This window comes from Flavobacterium litorale (assembly GCF_019613795.1).
Lineage (GTDB): Bacteria > Bacteroidota > Bacteroidia > Flavobacteriales > Flavobacteriaceae > Flavobacterium > Flavobacterium litorale.
On sequence record NZ_CP080429.1, the window covers coordinates 2,698,688 to 2,725,095 of the forward strand.

General features: G+C 34.3%; 31 protein-coding genes and 1 tRNA gene. 17 read left to right on the forward strand and 15 right to left on the reverse strand.

Annotated elements, in window-relative coordinates; translation table 11 throughout:
• Window positions 1–96 precede the first annotated feature (96 nt).
• The gene (locus K1I41_RS12265) at window positions 97–342 is read left to right on the forward strand and encodes a type II secretion system F family protein (RefSeq protein WP_255566939.1); all 246 of its coding nucleotides are present in this window, start codon (window positions 97–99) and stop codon (window positions 340–342) included.
• Between the two features lie 128 nt (window positions 343–470).
• Here K1I41_RS12265 and K1I41_RS12270 read toward each other — a convergent pair whose 3' ends face one another.
• The 4 genes from K1I41_RS12270 to K1I41_RS12285 form a co-directional block, all read right to left on the reverse strand.
• Window positions 471–665 carry a hypothetical protein gene (locus K1I41_RS12270; protein ID WP_220640624.1) on the reverse strand — a complete coding sequence of 65 codons (195 nt, stop codon included), beginning with the start codon at window positions 663–665 and terminating at the stop codon, window positions 471–473.
• A 92-nt stretch (window positions 666–757) separates the two neighbouring features.
• Entirely contained in the window at window positions 758–1,633 is an 876-nt protein-coding gene (locus K1I41_RS12275; protein ID WP_220640625.1) for a hypothetical protein, read from the reverse strand.
• Window positions 1,634–2,195: 562 nt separating this feature from the next.
• Window positions 2,196–3,569: a tyrosine-type recombinase/integrase gene (locus K1I41_RS12280; protein WP_220640626.1), complete on the reverse strand. Its 1,374-nt coding sequence runs from the start codon at window positions 3,567–3,569 to the stop codon at window positions 2,196–2,198.
• Window positions 3,570–3,623: 54 nt separating this feature from the next.
• Window positions 3,624–3,697: transfer RNA gene (locus K1I41_RS12285), tRNA-Met, on the reverse strand.
• Between the two features lie 154 nt (window positions 3,698–3,851).
• Here K1I41_RS12285 and K1I41_RS12290 point away from each other — a divergent pair.
• Entirely contained in the window at window positions 3,852–4,244 is a 393-nt protein-coding gene (locus K1I41_RS12290; RefSeq protein ID WP_220640627.1) for an START-like domain-containing protein, read from the forward strand.
• A 52-nt stretch (window positions 4,245–4,296) separates the two neighbouring features.
• Window positions 4,297–5,142, forward strand: a complete 846-nt coding sequence (locus K1I41_RS12295) for an aminotransferase class IV (RefSeq protein ID WP_220640628.1) — start codon at window positions 4,297–4,299, stop codon at window positions 5,140–5,142.
• On the opposite strand, the gene K1I41_RS12300 is transcribed toward K1I41_RS12295, so the two are convergent.
• The 5 genes from K1I41_RS12300 to K1I41_RS12320 form a co-directional block, all read right to left on the reverse strand.
• Window positions 5,134–5,694: a YqgE/AlgH family protein gene (locus K1I41_RS12300; RefSeq protein ID WP_220640629.1), complete on the reverse strand. Its 561-nt coding sequence runs from the start codon at window positions 5,692–5,694 to the stop codon at window positions 5,134–5,136. The two genes, K1I41_RS12295 and K1I41_RS12300, sit on opposite strands and share 9 nt — an antisense overlap.
• 120 nt (window positions 5,695–5,814) lie before the next feature.
• Entirely contained in the window at window positions 5,815–6,090 is a 276-nt protein-coding gene (locus K1I41_RS12305; RefSeq protein ID WP_220640630.1) for an HU family DNA-binding protein, read from the reverse strand.
• 187 nt (window positions 6,091–6,277) lie between these two features.
• Complete coding sequence (fmt, locus tag K1I41_RS12310; protein WP_220640631.1) at window positions 6,278–7,225, reverse strand: methionyl-tRNA formyltransferase; 948 nt, start codon at window positions 7,223–7,225, stop codon at window positions 6,278–6,280.
• A complete protein-coding gene (locus K1I41_RS12315) occupies window positions 7,225–9,117 on the reverse strand; it encodes a RecQ family ATP-dependent DNA helicase (protein ID WP_220640632.1) in 1,893 nt (630 codons plus the stop codon). Before K1I41_RS12315 ends, fmt begins: the two co-directional genes overlap by 1 nt.
• A 6-nt stretch (window positions 9,118–9,123) precedes the next feature.
• The gene (locus tag K1I41_RS12320) at window positions 9,124–9,660 is read right to left on the reverse strand and encodes an AAA family ATPase (protein WP_220640633.1); all 537 of its coding nucleotides are present in this window, start codon (window positions 9,658–9,660) and stop codon (window positions 9,124–9,126) included.
• A 268-nt stretch (window positions 9,661–9,928) separates the two neighbouring features.
• On the opposite strand from K1I41_RS12320, the gene K1I41_RS12325 reads away from it, so the two are divergent.
• Entirely contained in the window at window positions 9,929–10,162 is a 234-nt protein-coding gene (locus K1I41_RS12325; protein ID WP_220640634.1) for an Fjoh_0651 family PID-CTERM protein, read from the forward strand.
• A gap of 81 nt (window positions 10,163–10,243) precedes the next feature.
• Here K1I41_RS12325 and K1I41_RS12330 read toward each other — a convergent pair whose 3' ends face one another.
• Complete coding sequence (locus K1I41_RS12330) at window positions 10,244–10,543, reverse strand: hypothetical protein (RefSeq protein ID WP_220640635.1); 300 nt, start codon at window positions 10,541–10,543, stop codon at window positions 10,244–10,246.
• A gap of 248 nt (window positions 10,544–10,791) precedes the next feature.
• Between K1I41_RS12330 and K1I41_RS12335 the strand changes: the two genes are divergently transcribed.
• From K1I41_RS12335 to murA, 4 genes are all read left to right on the forward strand, one after another.
• Window positions 10,792–11,100 (forward strand): hypothetical protein, encoded by a 309-nt coding sequence (locus K1I41_RS12335; protein WP_220640636.1) that lies wholly within the window; start codon window positions 10,792–10,794, stop codon window positions 11,098–11,100.
• A 119-nt stretch (window positions 11,101–11,219) separates the two neighbouring features.
• Window positions 11,220–11,504, forward strand: coding sequence for a DUF493 family protein (locus tag K1I41_RS12340; RefSeq protein ID WP_220640637.1), 285 nt, complete (start codon window positions 11,220–11,222; stop codon window positions 11,502–11,504).
• Between the two features lie 14 nt (window positions 11,505–11,518).
• Window positions 11,519–12,211: a DUF4290 domain-containing protein gene (locus tag K1I41_RS12345; RefSeq protein WP_220640638.1), complete on the forward strand. Its 693-nt coding sequence runs from the start codon at window positions 11,519–11,521 to the stop codon at window positions 12,209–12,211.
• 14 nt (window positions 12,212–12,225) lie between these two features.
• Complete coding sequence (murA, locus tag K1I41_RS12350) at window positions 12,226–13,536, forward strand: UDP-N-acetylglucosamine 1-carboxyvinyltransferase (RefSeq protein ID WP_220640639.1); 1,311 nt, start codon at window positions 12,226–12,228, stop codon at window positions 13,534–13,536.
• Window positions 13,537–13,604: 68 nt separating this feature from the next.
• On the opposite strand, the gene K1I41_RS12355 is transcribed toward murA, so the two are convergent.
• Entirely contained in the window at window positions 13,605–16,094 is a 2,490-nt protein-coding gene (locus tag K1I41_RS12355; protein WP_309508861.1) for a DUF5686 and carboxypeptidase regulatory-like domain-containing protein, read from the reverse strand.
• Window positions 16,095–16,490: 396 nt separating this feature from the next.
• Here K1I41_RS12355 and K1I41_RS12360 point away from each other — a divergent pair, with 396 nt between their 5' ends.
• From K1I41_RS12360 to K1I41_RS12385, 6 genes are all read left to right on the forward strand, one after another.
• Entirely contained in the window at window positions 16,491–17,258 is a 768-nt protein-coding gene (locus K1I41_RS12360; protein ID WP_220640640.1) for an NYN domain-containing protein, read from the forward strand.
• 2 nt (window positions 17,259–17,260) lie between these two features.
• Window positions 17,261–17,518: a hypothetical protein gene (locus tag K1I41_RS12365; RefSeq protein WP_220640641.1), complete on the forward strand. Its 258-nt coding sequence runs from the start codon at window positions 17,261–17,263 to the stop codon at window positions 17,516–17,518.
• A gap of 67 nt (window positions 17,519–17,585) precedes the next feature.
• Window positions 17,586–18,233, forward strand: a complete 648-nt coding sequence (locus K1I41_RS12370; RefSeq protein ID WP_220640642.1) for an EcsC family protein — start codon at window positions 17,586–17,588, stop codon at window positions 18,231–18,233.
• A gap of 64 nt (window positions 18,234–18,297) precedes the next feature.
• Window positions 18,298–18,921 (forward strand): hypothetical protein, encoded by a 624-nt coding sequence (locus tag K1I41_RS12375; RefSeq protein ID WP_220640643.1) that lies wholly within the window; start codon window positions 18,298–18,300, stop codon window positions 18,919–18,921.
• Between the two features lie 158 nt (window positions 18,922–19,079).
• A complete protein-coding gene (locus K1I41_RS12380; protein ID WP_220640644.1) occupies window positions 19,080–19,310 on the forward strand; it encodes a hypothetical protein in 231 nt (76 codons plus the stop codon).
• A gap of 153 nt (window positions 19,311–19,463) precedes the next feature.
• The gene (locus tag K1I41_RS12385; RefSeq protein WP_220640645.1) at window positions 19,464–19,694 is read left to right on the forward strand and encodes a hypothetical protein; all 231 of its coding nucleotides are present in this window, start codon (window positions 19,464–19,466) and stop codon (window positions 19,692–19,694) included.
• A 45-nt stretch (window positions 19,695–19,739) separates the two neighbouring features.
• Here the strand turns inward: K1I41_RS12385 and hisS are convergent, their stop codons facing one another.
• Window positions 19,740–21,113, reverse strand: a complete 1,374-nt coding sequence (gene hisS, locus K1I41_RS12390) for a histidine--tRNA ligase (protein ID WP_220640646.1) — start codon at window positions 21,111–21,113, stop codon at window positions 19,740–19,742.
• A gap of 149 nt (window positions 21,114–21,262) precedes the next feature.
• Here hisS and K1I41_RS12395 point away from each other — a divergent pair, with 149 nt between their 5' ends.
• Window positions 21,263–22,507 (forward strand): ABC transporter permease, encoded by a 1,245-nt coding sequence (locus K1I41_RS12395; protein ID WP_220640647.1) that lies wholly within the window; start codon window positions 21,263–21,265, stop codon window positions 22,505–22,507.
• A 17-nt stretch (window positions 22,508–22,524) separates the two neighbouring features.
• On the opposite strand, the gene prmC is transcribed toward K1I41_RS12395, so the two are convergent.
• Entirely contained in the window at window positions 22,525–23,370 is an 846-nt protein-coding gene (gene prmC, locus K1I41_RS12400) for a peptide chain release factor N(5)-glutamine methyltransferase (protein ID WP_220641889.1), read from the reverse strand.
• A 113-nt stretch (window positions 23,371–23,483) separates the two neighbouring features.
• Between prmC and ribD the strand changes: the two genes are divergently transcribed.
• Window positions 23,484–24,566 carry a bifunctional diaminohydroxyphosphoribosylaminopyrimidine deaminase/5-amino-6-(5-phosphoribosylamino)uracil reductase RibD gene (gene ribD, locus K1I41_RS12405; protein ID WP_220640648.1) on the forward strand — a complete coding sequence of 361 codons (1,083 nt, stop codon included), beginning with the start codon at window positions 23,484–23,486 and terminating at the stop codon, window positions 24,564–24,566.
• Between the two features lie 33 nt (window positions 24,567–24,599).
• On the opposite strand, the gene K1I41_RS12410 is transcribed toward ribD, so the two are convergent.
• The gene (locus K1I41_RS12410; protein WP_220640649.1) at window positions 24,600–25,058 is read right to left on the reverse strand and encodes a hypothetical protein; all 459 of its coding nucleotides are present in this window, start codon (window positions 25,056–25,058) and stop codon (window positions 24,600–24,602) included.
• Window positions 25,059–25,175: 117 nt separating this feature from the next.
• On the opposite strand from K1I41_RS12410, the gene K1I41_RS12415 reads away from it, so the two are divergent.
• Entirely contained in the window at window positions 25,176–25,781 is a 606-nt protein-coding gene (locus K1I41_RS12415) for an IMPACT family protein (protein WP_220640650.1), read from the forward strand.
• Window positions 25,782–25,818: 37 nt separating this feature from the next.
• On the opposite strand, the gene K1I41_RS12420 is transcribed toward K1I41_RS12415, so the two are convergent.
• Window positions 25,819–26,217 carry an acyl-CoA thioesterase gene (locus K1I41_RS12420; protein ID WP_220640651.1) on the reverse strand — a complete coding sequence of 133 codons (399 nt, stop codon included), beginning with the start codon at window positions 26,215–26,217 and terminating at the stop codon, window positions 25,819–25,821.
• Window positions 26,218–26,408 lie beyond the last annotated feature (191 nt).

The following is a 26,408-nucleotide window of genomic DNA, read 5'->3' on the forward strand; positions in this document are numbered from 1 at the left end:
GATTTGGAAAACTTTTTTTATGCGGCACAAAAGTATCTCAATTAATACTATTTGATAATTAACTAACGTTAACTGTATATTAATAATTGTATTTTAGTGAATAGACTTTTCGATAATCGAATTATTTCGCTAGTAAAGGTAGCCGAGGAAACCAACCAAACGGAGTACATATTCAATCAATTGAATGAACAGTATAATAATGAGGCTATGCAACAATCTAAAGTGTTATTAACTGTTTTAGAGCCGTTTATTATATTGTTTGTAGGTGTATTGGTTGCTGTTTTATTAGTGGCAATATACTTACCAATGTTCCAGTTAAGTAGTGCTATAGGGAAAATTTAGTTATAGAAGATGAAACCCCGAACTTCCTTATCATTCTAATCTCAGAATAGTAATAAAAATGCGACATAGTTTTTGATAAAATCCTAATGGCTATTTTACTTGTATTTTATAAGTTTACACGTTAAGTGTCAATTTTTAGGCTTAAAAACTGTTGCAAGCAAATACTCTATTGCATCCTGTTTTGTAAACCTAATCTTTTTACTCTTTTGTCTATTCATTTTGGAAAAAGCTCCAGTATTTTGTGCTTTTACTAATACAAAGAATTTTTCCTTTTCTTCTTCAGAAAGTGCTAGGAAAACTTCATATACTGTATTAGCATTCATTTACTTAGATTTATTACAAATCTATCGTGCTATAAAATAAAAATTCAATCTTACTGTTTGAAAATGGTATAATTAAAGTACTTTAAAATAGTTTACAATGTTTTGAAGTAATCGCTTAGAATTATTTCTAATTCATTTGCTATTCTTAAATAATCAGAATCTTTACTTTCGTTTACTTTATATCCAAAAATTGATGGATAGGTTCCGATATTGCAGTCAAATGTTTTTTTCATAGCATGATATAGTTCAGTCTGCGTACCATAAGTTATGGTCAAGATTCCCTTCTTTACAAAAAATTCAATAATATATCTCAATTTTTTGCCCTTGATAATTGGATATTTTTTTAAAATAATAGTTTCGATTTCTAAGTTTCTGTCATGAGAAATAAAATCTTTGAAAGATTTTTCTTTTTTAAAAAAAGTAGGTGAAAATTTTTTGTAAATTTTACTGTTTGTTACTTCTTCAACTATGGTTTCTTGATTGAAAATTTGGGGTTTCAAACCTGTAATCCTATTAATTTCATCTAAATGATTGTTGAAATAGAAATTTTGATAATGAAATATGGCTTTAGTATTTAGATCCTTATTAGGTGAATTTTTCTCAAAGTGAAGCAATAACTGATTTGATATGTAAGTGTAAGTCTCAACTTGTTTTAGATAGTTTTCAGCCAAATAATTAAAACTATTTTCGCTTAAAGTTTCTTTATACTCCATTAATTGAAAACAATTGTTTTGCAACGCACCCGATTTTAGTAAACATATTGCAAATGTGATATTATTACCATTAATAAAATTTAAACTATCATCAATATAAATTATTTGATTAAACCAGTCTTCAACTAATTTTGGATCAATAGATAAATTTTTGAAAACTTCTTTATCGAAGATTGAAAGGGGGATATAGAATACAAAATTTTTAAATATCTCATTGGTTAATTTTTGATATTTTGAATTTAAATCAATAGGCATTTTAATTACAAAATCATATTTATTAATAATTATAGTTAATCTCTTCTACATAGGCATGGTTGTGTAGCTGTTAAAAACAAAGTGAGTAGAAGGCGCTATTCATGCAATATATGATAGCTTTTTTCATCAAACAAAGTAAGCTATCTAATTTAGACATTTATTTGAGTTTTTCAAAATACATTATGCTGCCGTTATTAATCTTTTTCGTCTATATTTTTATGAATTATCGTTAAAAAAAATTGCAAGCAAAGTATTTTTACAATAATATTAGATTTGTTATAGTTGACTATTTTAAATACTATGATGAGTAATGAATATTTTTCATAATGTATTGCAATTTGAACCCAACCTTTACAATGATAGTTTACAAAACTGTCTTGATCACTTAAATCGAACGTATGATTAATAGTACTAATTTAACTGATAACACTTAGTTTTCTTGAATTTATATGCTTTTAGCACATTGCATTAATATTGCAATACTTTAGTCTCAACAATTGCAAACTCAGCGAGATTCAAAAAAATAGCAAAAAAATTTAATTTTATATGATATGTAAGTGATTTATCGTAACAAATCTGAGTAATCTTCTGGCAATTCTGCATCAATATCCCTTAGATACTTTTCTAATGCAGATATGGTAGTATGTCCTGTAATGAGCATTAACTTGCTCTTAGTTTCAAATTGAGAAGTCGTTTTACGCATTTCCTTGTACAATTTCGTTATGAAAGTATGTCTAAAGCTATACATTCCATAATCTTTACTAAGGTTAAAATATTTTTTAACAACTCTATTAAATCGCTTAGAAAAATAGTCTCTCTTATTGTTGGGTTCAGTTGCCCATGCTTGACCTAAACCATCAGGAGTAAAGAGAAAACTATCAGAATCAAACTGGGAAAGATCGGGCAAATCATACATCAATATATCAGGTAGAATTTTAATTTTTATGGCTTTATTTTTAGTTCTCAAATAAAGTTTCTTTTCTACCGTGTCGATGTCTTTAATCTTTAACTCACAAACTTCAACTGGTCGCAAAAAATTGTAAGATACAAACTTAATGAATAATAAAAGTAATGGATCTTTTTTCTCTAAATGAGAGTAAATATCTTTCTGCATTTCAGAGGTGTAGGTTTTATTTCGCTCTGGCTTGGACTTTAAAATATTTATTCGTTTGACGATATTATCTGGAATTTTTTCGTTGTCTTCTAAAACTTGAAATAGAGTACTGATGTCAGCTCTTGTATTGTTTCTATTTCTAGCACTGGATTTTGAAAGTATTTCATTTAGATAATCATTTATAACTTTTTTAGTTATATGGGTAATGGGTTTACTTTCATCTAACGATTTTCTAAATTTTCTAATTCGCAACTCAAAATTTTTATATGAGATGGCTTTAATGGTATTCTTTTTTATGTTTAACCCAAAATCAAAAGCTTCTTTAATTGATAGTATTTTAGGGGTTGCAATGGTATTTTTGGAAATTGCAATAGTATCTGGTTTTACCATTGCAATGGTATTTTCATCCGCTTTTAAAGCATTGGAATCCTTATTATTATTTAATAATTCCTCAATATTGTTGTCCGTATTAGGATTGAAACCTTTTTCTAACAAAAATTCAAGTGCATCGCGCATTGCAACTAGATAAGCTATTCTTTCACTTTTCGTTTTCAGCCTATTTGCATTACCCTTAATATTAGGCATTCTTTTAAGTTTACCCGTTTCTATATCTCTAAAACTATAATATATGTACCAGCTTTTTGATAATGCTTTTCTTTTTTCTGCTTCGCTAAGCTTACTCCATAACAATATATTTACGCCACCAGTAAAGATTTTTGGAACCGAAAAATTTTTCTTTTGTAACAAAGTTTTGGGGGAATTAATGTCAGAATCGTGTACTAAATCGTGTACTTTTAGTAAATGTAAAAAAATTTTAGACATAAAAAAACGGTTTAGTGTACACTAAACCGTTGACTTTCTAATTTTTCTATCTTGTAGCGAAGACGGGATTTGAACCCGTGACCTCAGGGTTATGAATCCTGCGCTCTAACCAACTGAGCTACCTCGCCATTTGTGGTTATGCATCGTTATTCCTGCAATGCGGGTGCAAATATATAACTTTATTTAACGACTGCAAATATATTTTTTTCAAAAAATTATTTTACCAAAATACTTTTTTTTAACTGTATATTATTCTATATTTCGCGAAAATATTATAGACCGATGGACGAAAAAACGAAATATGAACTCGAATTCCCTATAACCTCATCACCACAACTTTTATATCAATACATTTCTACACCATCGGGATTATCAGAATGGTTTGCAGATAACGTTAACTCTAGAGGCGAGTTTTACACCTTTATCTGGGACGATTCTGAAGAAAAAGCCAGAATGTCCTCTAAAAAAAGTGGAGAACGGATAAAGTTTAGATGGGTTGACGAGGATAATAATGACGGGGATTACTATTTTGAATTAAAAATAGTGGTAGATGAAATTACTAAAGACGTATCGTTAGTAGTAACTGATTTTGCTCCAGAAGATGATATAGAGGAGGCAAAACAACTTTGGGAAAACCAAATATCCGACCTTAAACATGTTATAGGCTCAGTTTAGGATATAAGACCTATTACAACTATATTTGCCCTATTAATAATAGGGCTTTTTTATGATTAGTTATAACGGAAATTTAGTAGCACAATCGGGTATTACCATACAGGAAAATAGAGGTTTTTTATATGGCGATGCTATTTTTGAAACACTTAAAATTCTGGATAGCAGAGTACTATTTTTAGAAGACCATTATTTTAGATTAATGGCATCTATGCGTATTGTACGAATGGAAATTCCCATGGATTTTACTATGGAATACATGGAGCAAAAAGTACTGGAACTCGTTAGTAGTTTAGAGATTAACGCATCTGCTCGTGCGCGAATTACGTTTTTTAGAAAATCTGGTGGCTTTTATTTACCTACTGACAATACTACTGAATTTATAATAACAGCTAGTGCCCTTGAGAATACGATATATCAATTTATGGATGATGCTTATGAGGTAGACCTTTTTAAAGATTTTTACGTAACTAAACAATTGCTTTCTACGCTAAAATCGACCAATAAAATGGTACAAATTACAGGTAGTATTTTTGCAAACGAAAATGGCTTACATAATTGTTTGCTATTAAATGATGATAAAAATGTAATAGAAGTACTACAGGGTAACCTGTTTATGCTGAAAGACGGCAAATTAACAACCCCTCCAATATCAGATGGGTGTTTAAATGGTATTATGAGAAAGCAACTGTTAGCAATTACAGGTAAAGATGAAGATATTATGGTTGAAGAGGCTTCAATATCGCCGTTTGACCTCCAGAAAGCTGATGAGTTGTTTATTACCAACGTAATTATGGGTATACAACCTATAACAAAATATAGAAAGAAAACGTACGGTAACGATTTGTCATCAAACCTACTTAAAAAGCTGAATACACAATTACGACTAGGGTTAGTTTAGTGTAGGGTTTTCGGGAGCGTTAGACCAGATTAAATAAGTTCCTCCAAGTTCCATTATCTTCTCTTTCCAAAAAGAGTCACTTGGCTTACCTATAATCTTGTTTTCATAACTGTTTTCAGATACTATCCAAGAGTCTTCTTCAAGCTCATCATCAAGCTGATTGGCATCCCAACCTGTATAACCTAAAAAGAAACGGATGTTGTTTGCTTTTATCATACCTCGGTTGATAAGGTCTTTGGTCGACTCAAAGTCGCCTCCCCAATAAATACCATTTGATATTTCTATACTGTTCGGTATCAAATCGGGTACGTTGTGAATAAAGTACAAATTGTCTTGTTCTACAGGACCACCGTTATACACTTTAAACGAACCGTTTATTTCTGGCATAAGATCTTGTATTGTAAACCCAAGTGGTTTGTTTAAAATAAACCCTACGGAACCTTCTGTATTATGATCGGCTAATAAAACCACAGACCTATTAAAAGATAGATCTCCTATGGTAGAAGGCTCTGCTATAAGCAGGTGTCCTTTTTTGGGTTTTAGTGAAATCATACATAAGCAATTTGAACTAAATTTAGTTAAAAAAAACAGACATCCAAAATAAATTTAGAAAGTTTTACAAAAAAAAGCCTCTCAAATGAAAGGCTTTATATACGTAGTATGATTATGCTATTATTTATTAACCGCACCGTCAAGTTCAGCACCTGGCTTGAATTTAACAACATTTTTTGCAGCTATTTGTATAGGAGCTCCTGTCTGTGGGTTTCTTCCTTCTCTTGCTGCTCTGTTGGTTACAGACCATGAACCGAAACCTACCAAAGATACTCTGTTACCTTTGTTTAGTGAGTCGCCCACATTGCTAATAAAAGACTCTAATGCTTTTTTTGCTGCACCTTTAGAAATTCCTGCGTCTGCAGCCATTGCGTCGATTAATTCTGATTTGTTCATAATAATTGTTATTAATTGTTTTGTTAAAATTAATGCTTTTATATATCCCGTCCTACAAATTTAGCAGGAAATACATACTATGCAAGTGTTTTTTAACTATTTCAATTTAATTGTTAATAACTTTACCTAAAATGTTAACAATAGTGCTTGGAATTTATAATTCCTTGTAACAATGCGTATTTACTGGTTATTTTGCAAGTGCATTATCCGAGAACTTCATTCCGTTAAGTAATTGGCTTGCTTCCATTTTTTTCTTTCCTGGAAATTGTAGCTCCAATAACTCTAAGCAGCCATCAGTAACACATACCTTAATTTCTTTTTTATTGGCTATAATTTTACCTATAGGAAAATCATGATTTTCCTCTATAAACTGCGCCTTATATATTTTTACGTTCCACTTTTGGTCCTTATCTGTAATAAATGTCCAAGCAGCAGGGTAAGGGCTTAGTCCACGTATTAAATTGTAAATCGTTTTCCCCGATTTTGTCCAATCTATCTTACAATTATCTTTATCCAGCTTGTAAGCCGTTTTTATAGCACCAGTTGTTGGTTGTATTGTTGTTTCAGCACTTCCGTTTGCTATTTGAGATAGCGTTAGTAAAACAGCATCTACACCCAATAACATTAATCTATCGTGGAGTTCTCCAGCCGTTTCCTCTGGTTTTATTGCTATTTGTTGTTTTAAAATAATAGCACCTGTATCTATTTTTTCGTCAATAAAAAACGTTGTTACGCCTGTTTCCTGTTCTCCATTAATAATAGCCCAATTTATAGGTGCTGCTCCTCTGTATTTTGGTAATAGTGATGCATGGAGGTTAAACGTACCCAATTTTGGCATTTGCCATACCTGCGTTGGTAACATCCTAAAAGCTACTACTACTTGCAAATTGGCGTTTAATGCTGCTAATTCCTTTAAAAAAGTTTCGTCTTTTAAGTTTGTGGGTTGCAGTAAGTGTAAGTCTTTCTTTAGCGCATATTCCTTAACGGCAGAGTATTTTACTTTTTGCCCTCTACCTGCAGGTCGGTCAGGAGCTGTTATAACTCCTACTATATCGTAGTTATTTTGGTATATAGCATCCAGAATACCCACTGCAAACTCAGGGGTACCCATAAAAACAATTCGTAAACGTTCCATTACTTTAGTGTGTATTGGTTGTTGGTATTTATTTTAATTTTTTCGTTATCCAAAAGTAGTCGCAATGTAGTAATAGTTTCTTGTGCTGTAAGTGCTAATTCACTTTCTATTTTACGTGATGTGCAGGGGGCTTCTGATATTAATTTGAGTACATCGTTTGCTACATCAACTATATTCTTGGGTTTGTTATTTTTACGTATACAATAGGAACAGATACCACAATTGGTACTATCTGTTTCGCCAAAATAATCGAGTAATAGTCTGCTCTTACATCTATCGGTGTTTGTTGCATAGTGCTCAATAGCACTAAACTGCTGCACTTTAATTTTATTTTGTTGCTCTAAAAAAGCAGCTATACGGTTTATGGTATGGTCGTCCTCTCTAACTTCGTTAAATGTAAGTGTACTGTCTGTGCCTTTACTTGTATAGTTAATAATCTGTTTTTCCTTTAATCGTTGCATTAATGCCAATAACTCTTTTTCGGTAGCTTTTGTTTTTCTAATAATCAGGTCGGAATTAATTGACGATTCCATATCGAATATCCCAGGATAGTTTCTTAGTATTGCTAATAGCATCGCTTCATCGGCAGGGTTCAAACTAATATAACGTAGTACCTCTTTACTAGGAACTAAGAACTGGAGCGTAATTTGCTCCGAAAATTGTTTGGATAGTGTTACAATACCTTGCCTATCTAAAAACTGTAATGCATGGTATGTTTTAACAACATTAAAATTGTATTGATTGCAAAATGCATTAATATTAAATGGGAAGGTTTGCCCTATCCCCTCGCCGTAGGCTATTTGAAGGTAGTTATTTAAACGAACGTATACATTTTTTAAAAACTTCTTATCGGGTAGTACGGCTATAAATTGGTTTTCGGTAGCAGTAATATCAGATTTGTTGAGTAAGAGTAGGGCAAACGATTTTTCGCCATTTCGCCCTGCCCTACCCGCTTCCTGATAGTAGCTTTCAATATTCTCGGGCAATTGTATGTGCAGTACTGTTTTTACATTGGGTTTGTCTATACCCATTCCAAATGCATTGGTGGCTACTATTACCTGTACTTTTTCGTGCAACCAATTTTTCATGTTGGTTGCCTTCTCCCCTTCCTTAAGCCCTCCGTGGTAATACGTTGCTTTATAACCAAGCGCATTTAACTGTTGCGAAACGTTATGACAGGATTTACGATTGCGTACATATATAATAGAGGGTTCTGGATTTTTGGTAAGTATCTGCTGAATTTTATGTAGCTTATCTTCCGTTTCAAAAACCATATAAGCTATATTCTCCCTAGCAAACGATTTTTTGTATACAGCGGGGTTTTCTAATCCAAGTTGTTTTATAACGTCGTCCTGTACGCGTTTGGTTGCCGATGCTGTTAATGCTAAAAATGGTACTGATGGAAAATGTTGTTTTAAATAGGCTATTTTTAAATAGGCAGGCCTGAAATCGTGCCCCCATTGCGATACACAATGTGCTTCGTCAATAGCTATACTATTTATAGGTAATTCTTTTATACGGTCTACAATCCAATCAGCCTGTAATCGTTCTGGCGAAATGTATAAAAATTTATAATCTCCAAATTTACAATTGTCCAACTGGTCGCTTATAGCTTCAGCAGATAATCCTCCTGCTAATGCAATAGCTTTAATGTCTCTTGAGGCTAAATTTGCAACCTGATCTTTCATTAATGCAATTAGCGGTGACACTACCAAACAAATTCCTGGTAAAAGCATAGCAGATATCTGGAAGCATACTGACTTTCCTCCTCCTGTAGGCATTAATCCAAAAGTATCTTTACCGTCCAGTACCGATTGGATTATTTTATCCTGAGGATCACGAAAATTATCGTATTGCCAATATTTTTTGAGGATTTCTAGCGGTTGTTGCATGTGGTATTATGAAAGATGACCCAATATAAAAAGAATTCTGTTATCAACAGTATCTTTAGGTACTTCTATCAAATCGTAACCATAAGCTTTGTAGGTTTCTTGCAAGTGGTCTGCAATTAAAGTTGCCTGCTCGTAACTTTCATACCGTGCTTCATCAGCAGTATATATCTCCCTCCAAGGTGGTAAAAAAAATATTTTGGTATATTGGTGTGCTTTGCAAACAGCATCAAAAACAGCAGGGTACGAGTCGCCTATATAGTGCATGTACGCTAGTACATCGGGCAATCCCCTATCAATAAAAACAACTTCACTATCATCTGCTACAGCAGCTGCATGTTGTTTTTTTCTGCCTTCTAATAGTAACTCACTAAACAGTAGTGGTTTTTCTAAAAAAAGCTGTTCTATACCTTGTTTGCGTGCCTCTAAAGTAACCTCACGAGAAATTTCAGGATAACAAGTATATCCCCTATGCTGTAGTTGCTCAATTAAGCTCGTTTTTCCAGAGCCTGGTCCACCTATAATTACTACTATTTCTTTAGCCACAATTTTTTATAAAGTGCAAATTTACTTAAAGACGTGCTATAATAAAAGCATTATACGCAGCGGATTCATCCAGAAGATGATTCATTTTGTAAATACTAACAATTATTTGTTATTAAATAAAACCTAAAATTACATTGTATCGTATATATAATCAGGCATTTACACCCAATGAATTAGTTTACATATTGTTAACTCAAAAAAAATATTTGTTTATTTTTTATTTTGGAAATAATATATATTTTTGCTTCCAGAATTAAATCCCAAAAGTATGAGAAAATTATTTTTAAATCTGTATGTTTTTATTTTCCTGATTGCCAGCGATTATGTAATGCTTGCACAATCACCTGGTGACGAAGATGGTAGTGGACCTGGTGGTGTAGAGGGTGATGACCCCGTAGCACCAATTAATGGTAAAATAATACTACTTGCTGTTGCTGCAGTAGCATTTGCTTATTACTATTTTGCTAAAAAGAAAGAAGAGAAACAACTTATGTCAAACTAATAACTGGTTTGTAATAAGTAGTAATAAAAAAGAGAAGTTTAATAAACTTCTCTTTTTTATTGGTTATGGTGGAGGTTTTGCTTAGTCGGCAAAACGTTGTAAAATACTGTACTCATTACTCAGTTCAACATAATAACAGTCTTGCGGTACTTCCACATCTAGAGCTGCTATTTGAGAAGCAGAGTACCCTCGTTGCTTCAACTCGTTGCTGGTATGTACTAACACAGGCTGATCGCCTACATAGTATAAATTTTCATCAGAACGTATAATTTCAGATATACTACCCGAAATTCCGTAATCCATTACGTTGTAACGCAATTCTTTTTCAAGCTCATCTTCAGACAGCTTGTTTACCCAAGATTTGAGATCTTTTAATTTCATCTGCTAATAAATAAAGTTAATTTTTATAGGTAGCTGGGGAGCTAACATTATAATAAGGGATAAATATAGTTAATATAATTATTTATCAAAAAAAACTTATAACTTATTGTTTATCAATATTTATTTAGTAGATATATAACTTTTTTTTGATTGTTATAATGCAAGTCGTAATTCAGAAAAATAATACAAAAACAATTATTTGTAATATTTGCCTACGGCATTAATTTTGTAGGATACAACTATAGATTATGGGAAGATTAGATTACAAGCATATCGCATTTCATATTATTGTAGCCTTTTATTTTATATGGCTACTTGTTTTTATAGCATTGGTTGTACTAACGTTAGTTAACTTTTTTAGTATAATGGATACCACATTAAACAACATGCTAACAACCATGATAGTATTAAACCTATTTATGGGTACAGCCTTATATTTGGTATTTAAACTATTCCGAAATAAATCCGTGCTAAATAAAGTGGTAAAGTATAGTTTCGGGTTCATATCTGTAGTATCGTTAACCGCAGTTGCAATAATAAAAATAAAGTCATTTTAATTCTCTCAAACAAACCTAATAGCAATTATAGCAAAGCAATACCAATATGCAAAGTGGTTTTTTAGGCAACTTATGCTGGTAAAACGTATATTTGCTTATAATTACAGTTAATTACAGTCATGGACAAGAAAAGTAAAGAATTTTACGATAGGTTAAAGCAAAAATTATCGGAATCGACAATATGGCCAGCAGGATATTTATTTAAATTTATAGTACCAACGGATACAGAAAAGATATTGCATATAGAGAATGCTTTTAATGGAATGGGAGCTGTAATAAAAACTACAAAATCTAAAAACGGAAAATATACCAGTGTATCTATAGATGTACGAATGAAAAGCTCGCAAGCAGTAATAGATAAGTACATAGAATTATCTGATGTTGAAGGTATTATTTCACTATAATTTTTAAACAAAATATGCAATATAATTCACAAGAAGGCGTCAATTCATTAGAATATAACTCTGAAAGAACTCACTTAATAATACCTGAATACGGAAGGCATTTACAGAAGCTAATAGACCAAGCCGCTGCAATAGAGGATAGAGAGGAACGTAACAAGGCAGCTAAATATATAATAGCGGTTATGGGTAACTTAAACCCGCACTTGCGTGATGTACCCGATTTTCAGCATAAGCTATGGGATCAATTATTTATAATGTCGGACTTCAATTTGGATGTCGACTCTCCTTACCCTATCCCTTCTAAAGAATTATTGGAGCAAAAGCCTGATAGGCTCGCCTACCCGCAAAACTTCCCTAAATATCGTTTTTACGGTAACAATATTAAATACATGATAGATGTTGCGAACAAATGGGAAGACGGTGAGCTTAAAGATGCCTTAATTATGGTAATTGCCAACCACATGAAAAAATCGTATCTGAGTTGGAATAAAGATACTGTTAAGGATGATGTTATTTTTTCGCATTTACTAGAATTATCTGAAGGTAAAATAAACTTACTTACAACAGAGGAAGAACTCTCTACCTCATCCGATTTAATGAAGGTAAACAAGAAAATGAGTAATAAACACCAGTTTAACAACAACTCAAAACAAAAGTCGCACCGCTCTAATTCTGGTGGAAAAAATAACAAAAACCGAAAATCCTAATTCTTTACGGCAGCATGGGAACATTTAAAATTGAAGGAGGAATACAGCTAAAAGGAGAAATTACCCCACAGGGTGCAAAAAACGAAGCTTTACAGGTTTTATGTACCGTATTACTTACCCCAGAAAAGGTAACTATTACTAATATACCCGATATTATTGATGTAAATAAACTCATTAATTTACTTAAAAATCTTGGTGTAAAAGTAGAGAAGTTAGCACATGGTGCTTACAGTTTTCAGGCAGATGAAGTAAACCTGAGTTACCTAGAATCGGAAGCATTTAAGGAAGAAGGAAAAGCTTTAAGAGGCTCTATAATGTTAGTAGGACCACTATTAGCCCGCTTTGGTAAAGGGTATATACCAAAACCTGGAGGCGATAAAATAGGGCGCCGTAGGCTAGATACACACTTTGAGGGCTTTATTAGCCTTGGAGCAAAATTTCGTTATAACAGAGAGGAGTATTTTTATGGCGTAGAAGCCAAAAAACTAACGGGTACGTATATGTTATTAGATGAAGCATCGGTAACGGGTACTGCCAATATTGTTATGGCGGCTGTACTTGCCGAAGGTAAAACTACCATATACAATGCCGCCTGCGAACCTTACCTACAACAATTGTGTAAAATGCTAAATAGCATGGGGGCAAAAATTACAGGTATAGGATCTAACCTGTTAACAATTGAAGGTGTAGACAAGCTAGGTGGATGTGAGCACCGTATACTACCTGATATGATTGAAATAGGAAGCTGGATAGGGCTTGCTGCCATGACCCAAAGCGAGATAACTATTAAAGATGTTAGCTGGGATAGCTTAGGGCTTATACCCAATACGTTTAAAAAATTAGGCATTACGTTAGAAAGACGTGGCGATGATATTTACATACCCAAACACCCCGATGGTTATGAGATACAAAACTATATAGATGGCTCAATACTCACAATATCCGATGCGCCATGGCCAGGCTTTACGCCCGACCTTTTGAGTATTGTATTGGTGGTAGCTACACAAGCTAGAGGTAGTGTACTCATCCACCAAAAAATGTTTGAAAGCCGCCTTTTCTTTACCGATAGGCTTATTGATATGGGTGCAAAAATAATATTATGCGACCCACACAGGGCTACTGTTATTGGTCACGACTTTAAATCGCAATTAAAAGGCATCCAGATGTCATCACCCGATATACGCGCAGGAGTTTCGTTACTTATTGCTGCACTTTCTGCCAAAGGCACTAGTATTATACAAAATAGCGAACAGATAGATCGTGGGTATGAAAGAATTGACGAAAGGCTACAGGCACTAGGTGCTAAAATTGAACGGTTAGATTAAGTTTTATTTATATACAACAAAAAAGCACCACTAGTAGTGGTGCTTTTTTGTTATGGTTAAAATTGCCGTTAATCAATAACATCTAAAAATTTCAGACCAAAAATAATACCATCGGTTTTAAAACCACTCTGATACGAGCGCACATAGTCTATACGCAACATCCTGAATTTGCCAATTCCAATATTATCAAAACCTGCGGTAAACTCGCTGTACGGCTTGTAGTCGGGTGTGGAAATTTGGTGATATCCCAGCACTAAATTCCACTGCAGCTTATTTAACAAAGGTACTTTGTTCATTATATACCCTTTAAAGTTATGCTCGGTATGCATTTCAAAATACTGGTCGTTAGTACTATGGGTATAATACGGTAGTAAGTTAAATACATTTAAATAACTTTGCCCGCTGCCTACATGGGTTTGATTACCGTTAAAGTGTTTGTAATCGATAAACGAAATACCATCGGCATTAAAAAATTTACCACCTTTTAAATTAATATCAAAATCACCCTTGTTACCCAACGTAGTACCATAATAAACACGTGCAGCAACAAAATCATATTCATATTCGCTTTCACTTGCTGCAAAACCTTTTTGGTATTGCAAGTGTATTGTGGGGTAGTTGGCATCGCTTACCATAACCCTACTATAGGGGCGTGTTATGTATTTCTGACCAAAATTAATACGAGCGTAAACACTTGCTTTCATTAAATTGTGGGTTTCAAAAGCAAGTGCATCATTCGTTGGGTCCAGCGGGTTGTTGGAAAGGTAAGCATCTTTGTTTTTAATAAGTACGTAATCGGTATTATTTTGTAAAGCACGTCGGCGGGTATATTGTACATTACCCATCATAAATAGCCCTGTTGCTACGCGTTGTTGGTACTGTGCCGATGCAAATGTATTATCGTACAGCTTCATATAATTATCTTTAAAAAACAATGAGCTTACCATATTTTGCAGCTTTGTTATAGGCTCTGCACTATTAAATTGTGCTACCTCGTTCCCTCCTGATAGGTATAATGATGCATTATTAATCCTGTTAAAAGTGTGCGAGAAAAAACCACGAACCCTAAGCCTGTCTTCGGCAATACCATAGTTAAATACAGCACCCATAGTAGTATATTTTCCAGTTACCTCATCGTATTTTCTAAACGATAAATCGGTGTTAAAATTCCACCCTTGTACGGTATTAAAACTAGCCTGTGTAGGATCTAAAACGCCACCGTAACTATAGGATGTTTTATTTTTAGAATTGCGGTAGGTATACCCCGTTAACACATCAAACACACCAAACTTATTGCTCTTTTTATCAATAGAGTCCAAGTAAACCTCAGATGTATGCAGGGTTTGTATACTATCTTTCTTTATATAATCGGTAACCTCTTCTTCCGTAAGGGGTACAGGGCGCATTTTGTTCCAATACAAGGAGTCTTTCTTATTAGAATCTTTTTCTATGTAAACAATCTCTTTCCCAAAAACACCTTCATCAAAACTATCCTTAAACACATAATTGTTATACACATGTGTAAACTTTCCCATAAATTTAATACCAAAGGCTCCTGCTTTAAAATCAAAGGTTTGCGAGTTTTTAGCCCACACATTATTTTTAGTATTATACGTAAAGTTTTGTTTTAAATTTAAAACGTCTAGCATAGGCTGTTGCATTCTATATCCCTTAATATCAAAATCAATAGCCGATATTGCCCAACTATTCTCTACAATATAAATATAGCCTTCAAAAACAGGCTCTTTATCACGGCGTGGTATTACCTTTATTTTATTAATCTGAGTTTCATTTTCATCAAAAAAACTACCCTCAAAAGAAAATTTATAGTAATTAAAAGCATTATCAGCTAATGGCGATACCATATTAATATCAAGATCGATATAATCGTTGTAAAAATTGTAAAATGTTCCGCGTGCAGTATTGTAACTAAAACCATTATCGTTACCACTTATTTTAGAGGCTACAATGCGTTCTTTTAGCTTATTGGGTTGCTCAAATTTTATTTTAGATACGGTTTCAGATAAGTATATAATACCGCTCCCCGTACTATCCAAAATACTTTCTTCTTCATCCTCTACCTTTATTCCCATAATACGTTCGGGCACATCTTCTACTTTAAAAATTCCTTTAGAGTAAAAATCAGCTTCAAAACGTCCTGTTTTAGCCGAATTCTGTTTCTTGTTGGCAATAGCACTTCGCATTATAGCATAGGCAGGATCTTCTTTATTGGATATTACCACCTCATCAAGCTGATAGGTTTCATCTTGTAATACCACATCAAGCTGGTGCGGAAATGCAGTAACAGTAACAGCTTCTTTTTTTGTTTTATACCCTATAGATTGGAAAAGCAATGTATACCTACCTTTTTCTTGAACGTTTATTGCATATTCCCCCTTATCGTTGGCCGTAGTACTTTTATACGTATTTTCTAAAATAACGTTAGCAAAAGGTATAGGTACCCCATCTTCAGACGTTACTTTACCTCTAATTTGTGCGTGTACAGTACCACACATCAGCAATAATAATACTGCAATAAACTTGTGCATTGTAGCCATGTATTGTGTTTTATTTAATTGGTTTATAGTTACAGACGATGTTGCAGCCAAAATAGTTGCATCATTCTGTTGGTTTGTGTTGCGTTATAACGCAATTTATAACTTGTTCGTGTACTAATAAGCTATTTTATTACATTTACTAGCTATGGACGATTTACTAGCTGAGTTTATTGGCGAATTATTTTTAACTTACATAAGATACCCCGGTGCCTTAATATATTGGTTGCTTTTTAAACGGCAATATACCTACAAACAGGTTGTAAAAAAATACCGAAAAACAAGTTTAGTAGTATCGTTACTGTTATACGTTGGTATTGGTTGTATAGTATACCAAATTATACAATAATGCAATGTTGCTACCACAGATTTAGTGTATCTTTGAGTAAATAATTTAATATGAATACCATACAAGATTTAAGACTTGCTGTACTTATAGATGCCGATAATGTACCCTACGCTAACGTTAAGGGAATGCTACAGGAAATAGCAAAATACGGTACACCTACATTTAAGCGCATTTATGCCGATTGGACAAAACCAACGGTATCGGGCTGGAAAAAAGTATTACTAGAAAATGCCATTACACCAATACAACAATACAGCTATACCAGAGGGAAAAATGCTACTGATAGTGCCATGATTATTGATGCCATGGACATACTTTATTCGGGTAAGGTAGACGGTTTTTGTATTGTATCGAGCGATAGCGATTTTACCCGACTTGCTACCCGACTTAGAGAGGCAGGCATGAAAGTAATAGGTCTTGGCGAGAAAAAAACACTAATACCATTTATCACAGCCTGCGATAAGTTTATATACTTAGAAATTTTAGAGGAAGACGATAACGCTTCTGATGCTAAAAAAGAAGCCACGCAAAACAAAGCAGAGAAAACGGCAGCTAAACGAAAAGAAACACTTAGTGAAATTGATAAAAAATTGCTCCGATTAATACGTAACAGTGTTAACGATTTAGGTGATGAGGACGGATGGGCATTTTTGGGCGATTTAGGTAATATTATTCTGAAAAAGCAACCTGATTTTGACCCTCGTAACTACGGATTCAATAAAATGCTACCATTAATAAAAAGTATTGACAGTTTTATAGTAGACGAACGCAATACTGGAAAAAGCAATATTAAACACGTTTTTGTAAAGAACAAGTAGTAATGAAAAAGCTTAAAGAAGAGTTACTACGTAAGGATAGTAGCATAAGCAAAATACAGTACGACAAAGAGTGGTTTTACAATATTAAAGATATGGCACACTATTTAAGTGAGGACTTAACAAATGTAGATTACATACATTTACCTATAGTAATAAATGGCATACAACGTACTGTAAAATGTGCTACGCTAGAGGACATAAAACGTGCCCTTAAAAAAAATGCCTTGCAAGATTTTAGTAGTAGCCGAATAAAACGATAAAACCAACTATTTACACAATTACTATTACCAATGTTTTAATTGGAACACTATTTGAGATTGCTATAGTATGGATTTTAATAAACTAATACATAAAGTTACTCCTGCCTACCACAACGTAAAACAAAATGTATACAAACTACGGTACACAAATGCAGGTAAACCCGCTAACGAACTATCTCAACTATACATTAAACGCATCAGGAACAAATACACATCTGTAGGTGCGGTAACGGCTTTACCTGGTATTATTCCAGGTTTGGGTACTGCCACACAATTTGCTGTAGAGGCGAGCTCAGTATCTGCCGATTTAATTTTAATGCTACGCTGGATGGCAAGTATTTGCTACGGTACAGCCCTAATATATGGTAAGGATATTGAAAAAGAGTTTGAAAACGAATTTGCAACAGTACTCGGTATATGGTCGGGCGTACTTAAAGATGATAATGCAGTAATGGTAAAAAGTAGTGCTATTACAACATCACATTTTAATAAGCATATTAACGATAAACTAAAAAACCGAATCAACCAGAAAATAGGGCAAAAATTAATAGCGCAATATGGTGGTAAACGCGGTACAGCAGCACTCGGTAAGTTTATTCCGTTTGGTGTAGGAGCTGTTGTTGGCGGTGCTTTTAATTATACAACCATGAAGAGCTTTGGGCGTGTTGCCGATAACTATTTTAAATCGTATAAAAACACTATATACCACACTTAGCAGCAATACAATATAAAAAGTGTAGCCGTTTGTTTTTAGTATCTTTACCTATAAAATTGTAATTATGAAACACCTACATACACTACTATTACTTTTTGCCATGGCAATAACAAGTTGTAGTACTAAAAACAGTAATGCAGCTCCCGAAACGTTTACCACAGCATCGGAAACAGGACTTGCCATAGGTACAATAACCTTTGAGGGAGAAAAACCTGTAAACGACATCTATCGTTTTTTTTATGAGCCTACTTCGGGCGAAAAGAAGTTTATCCGCAAAAATAAAGGTAAAGTAGAAATTAAAGCCCGCGTAAAAAGCGAACCTTCATATACTGGCGATTTTAATGGTAAAAAAAGCTACCTGTTTGTTATAAAGGGTGCACCGGGTAATTATGCCTTTAACCAATACAACTACCTCGACCATATTGGTTACACAGGTATGGTAAGTAGTAGTAATAAATTTGCCATACCCTTTACTATTAAAAAGGGAGCTATTAACTATGTTGGAGAACTTACCTACATTGAAAAAGCAGAAAAAGGAACACCCAGAATTGTTATTTGGGATAAATTTGAGCGTGACATAACCGAATTTAAAAAGAAGTTCCCGAATATCAATTGGGATATGGTTAGTAATAAAACCGTTAAAAAAGGGGATACAGGTAATGGTATTATCGACTTTATGGAGGAATAAAATCTAAATTATAGATAATATATTTTTTACCTACATTCTGTACATTATTGATTAATAAAATAGTAAACACATGTTAAATTGATAAATTTTAACATGCGCGATAATATATTATTCAATCGACTTTTCTACTTTTATAAGAACTAAACTTATAAATGCTTATGGAAAAAATTACTTATGACGGAATGCGCAACTTCATTATTGAAAATGAATTAACCGACAGCGTAGCAATTACATTGCACCCAGACAATTTTGACGACCTTGTTATGGATTATCTGGACATTAATGGTAACCAAATAGAACGTCCGTTCGAGATTTTGGGAATCGAAATTTTGCAAGACAACACGGGAGGTGTCACAAAAAGCAAAATCAACCTAATGAATGTAGTGTAAAAGCATTTGAAAAACTTGTAAACCATTTACACACAAGGAATTATCCCGTCAGTAATATCTGACGGGATTTTTATTTAACATCATCTATACAAAAATATAATACTCAAATGCAATAAAAACAATTACCTTTGACCACTTAAAGGAGGATTTTATATGCAAAGAGAGAAGATGAACGTTGATAAAATGATGCGTTTTATATTGGATAATGAGCTTACAGATGATATTGCCATAGTACTACACCCAGACAGTTTTGATGCGCTAGCTATAGATTATATTACGATTAATGGTAACATAGAAAGACCTTTTGAAATTTTGGGTATCGAAATAGTAGAGGATACATCTGGTAAGGTTTCTAGAAACAAAATACATACCATAAAAATTTAAAATCAACACATAAAAAAATCCTACCATTAAGCAGGATTTTTTTATTTAACTATCCAATTGTTGTATTAATTCATCTAAGGATACACTTTTTTGTGCTCCAGTAGTAAGATTTTTTACTGTAAACTGGTTGCTCTCCATTTCAGCCTCACCTGTTAGTACAGCATACGGTATACCTCGTTTATCGGCATGCTGAAACTGTTTGCCTATTTTGGCAGCGTCTGGGTATAACTCTACCTTATACCCCATAGTACGGAGCTTTGTAATTGCCTTCATACTATACAAAGCCTCTGTAGTACCAAAATTAATAAACAATGCTTTGGTAGCTTCGGTTACTGTTTCGGGAAAAAGGTTGAGTGCTTCCAATACAAGGTAAATTCTATCAAGCCCGAACGATATCCCTACACCACTCATATTTTTAAGTCCAAAAATACCCGTAAGGTCGTCATACCTGCCCCCACCACCTATAGAGCCTAAAGCAACTTCTTTAGGTGCTGTAACTTCAAATATGGCTCCTGTATAATAGTTAAGCCCGCGTGCTAAGGTAACATCCAAATCTAGGATTGATTTATCTAGCCCCATTTCGGTAATGGTATCGCAAATAAAGCGTAGTTCTTCTACCCCTTTCATACCTTCTTCAGAGGTAGCAAGCAAGTCCGATAATTTTTCGAGCTTCTCACTTATACTACCCGTAAAATTAAATAGGGGTTGTACTTTGGCTATCGCTTCGGCAGTAATCCCTTTTTCGAGCATTTCTTTTTTAACACCGTCCTCGCCTATTTTATCAAGTTTATCTAATGCTACCGTAAAATCAATCAGTTTATCTTTTGCACCAATAACGTCTGCAATACCCGATAGTACTTTACGGTTATTTATTTTAATAGTAGCTCCCGATAGCCCAAGTGACGAAAATACATTATCGTACAACTGCACCAACTCTACCTCTTGCCATAACGATTTACTCCCCACAACATCGGCATCGCATTGGTAAAACTCTCTAAAACGCCCTTTCTGTGGGCGGTCGGCGCGCCATACGGGTTGTATTTGGTAACGCCTAAACGGAAATTCAATATCATTTTGGTGCTGTACTACATAACGGGCAAAAGGCACCGTAAGGTCATATCGTAATGCTTTTTCAGTTATTTGGGAGGTTAACTTCAAACTATCCTTATTGGCTAATAATGCTTCGTTAGCTTTTGCCAAATAGTCACCGCTATTTAGTATTTTAAAAATAAGTCTATCGCCTTCTTCACCATATTTACCCATAAGGGTATCCGAGTTTTCAAAAGACGGTGTTTCGATAGGCTGAAAACCAAAAGTCTCAAAATGATGCTTTATAGTCGATATTATGTATTGACGTTTAGCCACCACTTCGGGCGAAAAATCTCTGGTACCTTTTGGAATTCCTGGTTTTTGTGCCATATTTTTAAATCTTGTTTTTAATTACGCAAATATACACATTGGGGCTCTAAGATTTCAAGTTTCCAATTCAAGATTGTGTATTATACTGTAATTTTCATCCTAAAACCTAAAACTAATTATGTATTTTAGTGGCTTTAAAAAACCAGTATATGTTTAACCTGTTTAAGGAGAATACCAAAATTGCACTGGGCTCTATACGCAGCCAATTACTACGTACCATACTAACCGTATGTATTATAGGTATTGGTATTTTTGCATTAGTAGGCATACTGGCTGTTGTAGCCGTTTTACAAAACACTATTACAGGTAATTTTGCCAGTATGGGCACCAATACGTTTACCATTAGTCGTTACGACTTCTCTGACCAAGTAGGGCGAAATAACAATAATGTAAAGGTAAATGCCATTATATCGTACCCGCAGGCGAAAGAGTTTCAGGAAAAATACAACTTTCCGAGTGCTGCCGTATCGCTATCGTTTACCGCAGCTAGCAATGCCGAAGTAAAGCACAAAGGCGAAAAAACAGATCCTGAAATAACCATACTTGGCGTAGATAACTACTTTTTACCCAACTCGGGTTTACAAACTACCAAAGGGCGTAACTTTAATACGTTTGATATTAGCAACAACAATTATGTATGTATTGTAGGTTCTGATTTTGAAAAAGGACTACTTAAAGATGTGAACCCTATTGGGCAAACCCTATCTATTAGGGGAGCACGTTTTAAAGTTATCGGTGTACTTAAAGAGCAGGGCTCTACGTTTGGTAACCGTCAGGATTTACGGGTAATGGTCCCAATACAATTGGCACGCTCGTTATTTACGGCACCCAATATTAATTACGAAATTAAAGTAATGATGGGCAATAGTAATATGTTAGATTCGGGGGTAGATGAGGCTATTATTACAATGCGCCGTGTTAGAAAATTAAACCCCGTAGAAGATGATAATTTTGGTATAGAGCGTAGTGATGAGCTATTGGAAACATTACTATCACAAACCGAAACGCTAAATATAGCCGCTTGGGTTATTGGTATTATTACGGTGTTTGGTTCCTCTATTGCATTAATGAATATAATGTTGGTATCGGTTACGGAGCGTACGCGCGAAATTGGGGTACGTAAATCGTTAGGGGCTACAAAGCTTACTATAGCAATGCAGTTTTTTACCGAAACACTTATTATTAGCCTTATAGGAGGTGCACTTGGTATTATTTTAGGCGTACTTGCTGGTGGTGTAGGGGTATCACTCCTCATGGACACATCGTTCCCTATGCCCTGGACGGCAATTGGAGCAGCACTCTCTACTATATTGATAGTAACACTATTTTCGGGCTCCTACCCTGCCGTTAAGGCTGCAGCGCTCGATCCTGTTGAGGCATTACGCTACGAGTAGAAAAGTAAGTACATAAGCTATAAAGTAGCTTTTACCATTCTGTTATTCCCATATATATCTTTACGCAGCTCAATATTTTTAAAGTTATAGTCTTGTAGCATTTGTGTAGTTTCGGCACCTAAATACTGATTAATCTCAAAGTATAAGATTCCATTATTTGTAAGATATTTTTGTGCGAGTAGTGCTATCTTTTTATAAAAAAGTAAAGGGTCGTTATCTTGTACAAACAATGCTAAATGCGGCTCATAATCCAATACATTACTTTTAATTTCATGCTTTTCCAAATTACGTACATAAGGCGGATTCGAAACAATAATATCAAACTGTTGCGGTAAACTAGTAGTAGTAAGAATATCCTGCTGCCAAAAAGTAACGGTAACACTATTATTAATAGTATTTTCTTTGGCTACAGCAAGGGCTTCTCCAGAAACATCTATAGCATGTACCGTTGCATTGGGTAAGTTTTTAGCCAGTGCAATAGCAATGCAACCACTACCTGTACCAATATCTAAAATAGATATATCTTTTTTATCGGAATTTTCATTTACAATCCAATCCACCAACTCCTCTGTTTCGGGGCGGGGAATTAAAGTATTTTCGTTTACTTGTAAATCCAACCCATAAAAATGCGTATTCCCAAAAATATACTGTATTGGTTTTTGAGTTATTAGTTGTGCCAATACCTCATCCCATTTTTCAATCTCATCGGGAGTTAATTCATAATCGGGGTTCATTGCAAAATCAACACGTTGCCACCCTTTTAAATTTTCTAATGCAATAACAAAAAACTGTGCTGCCTCCATACTATCGTACAAAGGAGTTAGTTTCTCTATAAAATGGGTTCTGTATATTTTTAATTTCATCATTTTTATTTTCCTGCTGCAATTACAACCAATTAAGGACTATTTTGCGAATGCCTATTGGGCAAAGCTACTACTATTTACGGATTTTGTAACTTTACACTTTTACAATTATAATGAATCACGAAGTTTATATAAAGCGATGCTTAGTGCTTGCTAAAAAAGGGCTACGCACAGCTATGCCCAACCCATCGGTTGGTGCGGTATTGGTACACCGTAACCGTATTATTGGCGAAGGGTGTACGTCGCCGTATGGCGGACCTCATGGCGAAGTGAATTGCATAAACTCGGTACTTGTAAAAGACAGACCCTTAATACGAGAAGCTACACTATATGTGAGTTTAGAACCCTGTAGCCACTATGGTAAAACACCGCCTTGTTGTGATTTAATTATACAAAACGAAATACCTACTATTGTTATTGGCACTACCGACCCGCACGAGAAGGTAGCGGGCAATGGCATACGCAAACTACAAGATGAAGGTAAAACCGTTATTGTTGGTGTACTAGAGCAAGAGTGCCGCGATTTTAACCGCCGTTTTTTTACCTTTCATGAGCAAAAACGCCCCTACATTATACTTAAATGGGCACAAAGCGCCGATGGTTATCTTAGCCCCAAAAACGAAAGATTGGCAACTGATGGTATTGAAAGTAAAAAACCCATTTGGATAACCAATAGCTATTCCCGCCAACTGGTACACAAATGGCGTAGTGAGGAAATGGCAATTGCAGTGGGCACACAAACGGTTATAGACGATAACCCAAAATTAGATGTACGGAACTGGACGGGGAAAAACCCTGTACGGGTAGTTTTGGACCGTAATAACAGAATTGACACCCATTATGCAGTTAAGGATAAAAGCATAAAAACAATATGCTTAACCGAAAAAACAGGTTTAACCAATACTGATAACCTAGTATACGAAACTGTGGTTTTTGATGAGAATCTTGCTAAAACAATTTGTGATGTATTGTATAAGCACAATTTACAATCGGTTATTATTGAAGGGGGTGCTAAAACCTTACAAACCTTTATAACAGCTACTATATGGGACGAGGCTAGGGTTTTTAAAGGAGCTACTTTTTTTGGTTCGGGAACTAAAGCACCTGTTTTACAAGCACCTATTGAAAGTACGCAGACTATTTTAACCGACGAACTTGTATACTATAAAAACAAAAACCAGCATACTACTAAATAATATGCTGGTTTTTAAACTTATTGAAACGAAAAACTATTCTTCTGCCTCCTCTTTTGTCTCTTTTTTGGTTTTTATAGCAGCCACAAGCGTATCATGGTCGTCCGTGTAAAATAATAATTTTCTTTCTTTTGGTAATCTACCATTAAAATCATTTTCCAATAATAAGCAGCTTACTTTTTCTACTACCTCTTGGTCGTCTGCTGTTATAACATATATGCCTATCGTTTTGTCGTCTTTCATAAAAAACGAAAATTTAACCGCATCTTCTGTTCCTAATTTTTCGTTTACGGCATCCATCATGTCGCCAGCAAGTGCTTTATCTTCTTTGGTGTAGGTATACCCTTTACCCTTCATGGTTTTTAAATCCATTACCTCAAACCCAGTAATTTCTATACCACAATATTTTTCCTGTGGTGTAGCAGGGGTTTTATTACAATTGGCAAGCGTTAAACAGGTTACTACTACTAATAATGTTTTAATTGTTGTTCTCATTGTTGTTTAATTTGTGTCTTACAAAACTAGTCAATAAATCAATTACTTCCATAATATTTATTCCAGTTTGCTTTTGCTTTTTCAATAAAATACCTTTGTAGCAAAATACTACGCTTTTTGGAAAACGATATTTATAAAACACTTGCTGCACCCTCTGAAGAAACACTGTTTAAAGAAAAAAACAGTAAGTTTTTTGGCTATGCTTTTCCTGTTACTACTGAGGATGAAGTGAAAACAGTTTTGGAGGAGTTGCGCAAAAAGCACCATTCGGCACGCCATTGGTGCTATGCTTTCCAACTGGGTACTGATGCAGATAGGCTATATTATCGTGCTAACGATGATGGCGAGCCTAATAATTCGGCAGGAATGCCTATTTACGGACAAATACAATCGTTTGATGTTACTAATGTACTCATTGTAGTAGTACGGTATTTTGGCGGTGTTAAGTTGGGAGTAGGCGGGCTTATTACAGCTTATAAAACATCGGCACAAATGGCGTTGGAAGCTTCGGAGATTATTGAGAAAACGATTAACGTAGCATACACCTTAAAGTTTGGTTACCAAAACATGAACAAGGTAATGCGGGTTATAAAAGAAAAAAGTTTGGATATTGTTACCCAAACTATGGAAATGGATTGCGAAATAGTTGTTAGCACACGCAAAAAAAATGCCCCAGCAGTACTTGAGGCATTTAAAAATTTATACGAGGTTAAGGTATCTTAACTTAGATTATATTTTTACTACTAAATAGTAATTTAAACTAAAATTGTAGCTTCTCTTTCATGTAATTTGGTGGTGTTACAGGGCGTCCTGTTTTCATGTCTACAAACACTAAAACAGAGTTTCCAATTGTTAACAACTCCCCATTTTCATTACAGATTTCGTAGTCAAATTCTATCTTAACAGACTCTTGTTTTTTAAATATTGTTTTTATTGTTAACAAGTCATCATATCGGGCTGGTTTTTTAAAATTTAACGTTAAGCTAACAACAGGTAGCATAACTCCATTTTGCTCCATAAACCTATAGCTAAGTCCCAGATTTCTAAGCCATTCCACGCGCCCCATTTCGAAATATTGTGCGTAATTACCATGGTACACTACCCCCATTTGGTCGGTTTCGGCGTAGCGTACTCTAACCTTAAATTGATGAATTTTCATATTTTTATAACGTTAATTTTATCTTAATTTTTCTTAAAGAATACTTACGATTTTTTTTTAAAAAAATCAATATCGTAAAGTTTTTTTTTAAGAAAATTTGTTCACATATTTGTTCTCCCGAATTGGAACGATTCCCTAGTCGTTTCTTTTGTAAGACATCTATTATAAAAAAAGTTTAATAACCAGGATTT